Annotated in this window: 1 protein-coding gene; it reads left to right on the top strand. The window is 32.9% G+C overall.

Annotated elements, in window-relative coordinates:
* The first annotated feature begins 59 nt into the window (after nucleotides 1-59).
* On the top strand, nucleotides 60-1,277 hold the full coding sequence (locus C1Y58_RS26225; RefSeq protein WP_105620109.1) for an IS256 family transposase: 1,218 nt from the start codon (nucleotides 60-62) through the stop codon (nucleotides 1,275-1,277).
* Nucleotides 1,278-1,500 lie beyond the last annotated feature (223 nt).

The following is a 1,500-nucleotide window of genomic DNA, read 5'->3' on the forward strand; positions in this document are numbered from 1 at the left end:
AACTGTGTAAAAATCTCCATCCTGGTTATAATCCAAACAATCAGGAAGGAGATTTTTTTATGGGAAATAGTTTAGTTACAAAAGAACAAGCAAAAGAACTAATTGCTAACAACGACATTCAGACACCACAAGATATCATGAATACTCTAAAAGGTATGTTTAAGGAAGTACTACAAGAAATGTTAGAAGCTGAAATGGATACTACTTTGGGTTATGAAAAATATAGTCGTGATACGGACTCAAAAACTAATTATCGAAATGGTTATAGCCATAAAAAAGTAAATACTACTTTAGGTGAAATTGAAATCGATGTCCCTCGTGACCGTAATGCAGAGTTTGATCCTAAAGTTGTACCTAAAAGAAAACGTGATATTTCTGATATTGAAAATCAAATTATATCCCTTTATGCTAGGGGGATGTCTACTAGAGATATTCATGAACAGATGAATGAGCTTTATGGCATTGATGTTTCTGCTGAAATGGTAAGTAGAATTACTGATAAGCTTATTCCAACTATTAAAGAGTGGCAAAATAGGACCTTAGAACGCGTTTATCCTTTCGTATTTATGGATGCGATTCACTTTAAAATAAGAACTGATGGACGTGTTGTTAATAGAGCGGCTTATGTTGTGATTGGCGTAAATCTTGAAGGTAAAAAGGATGTCTTAGGTATCTGGATAGGTGAAAATGAAAGCTCAAAGTTCTGGCTAAGTGTACTCAATCAATTACAATCAAGAGGTGTTAAAGATGTTATTATCTTCTCTGTAGATGGCTTAACTGGCTTAAAAGAAGCCATTGGTACAGTTTATCCAAGAGCTGAAGTACAAAGATGTATCATTCATCAGATAAGGAATTCATTTAAGTTTGTCTCATATAAACACTACAAAGAGTTTGCCAGAGATTTTAAAGCACTTTATAAAGCACCTTCTGAAGAACTAGCTTTAATAAAACTAGATGAATTAGATGACAAATGGGGTACAAAATATCCTTACGCTATACAAAGTTGGAGGAATAATTGGGATGTTATATGTCCATTCTTTAAGTTTCCAGAAGGAATTAGACGGATTATGTACACAACAAATGTAATAGAAAGTTTGAATCGACAGTACAGAAAAGTAACAAAAACAAAGAGCATTTTTCCAACAGATACTTCATTAGAAAAAATGCTCTACCTAGCAACGCAAAATGCAACCAAAAAATGGACTATTCGCTACAGAGAGTGGGATAAAATCTTAAATCAATTAATCATTCTTTATGAAGATCGTTTAGTCATCTAAGGTCCTTAATCTTTTCAAAAGTAAAGGTTGTATTCTAGCAAATCTCCACCTTTACTTTTGAAATTTTACATGCTGCTAGTACAATAGCAGATGGGACCCAAAAATAAGAACTAATTTTATTAACCATCTGCCTTACAACTGTAGCATGTAAAACCGCTTACTAGGCTAATGGTTATCTGATTTAATAATTATCGTACCCCAAAAATAATATAAGTGTAGTATA

It is taken from the genome of Vallitalea okinawensis, from assembly GCF_002964605.1.
Taxonomy (GTDB): Bacteria; Bacillota; Clostridia; order Lachnospirales; family PQDH01; genus Vallitalea_A; species Vallitalea_A okinawensis.

What these genes read in the sequence shown, in the direction of transcription:
- C1Y58_RS26225 (WP_105620109.1), top strand. Translation starts at nt 60, where the DNA reads ATGGGAAATAGTTTAGTTACAAAAGAACAAGCAAAAGAACTAATTGCT.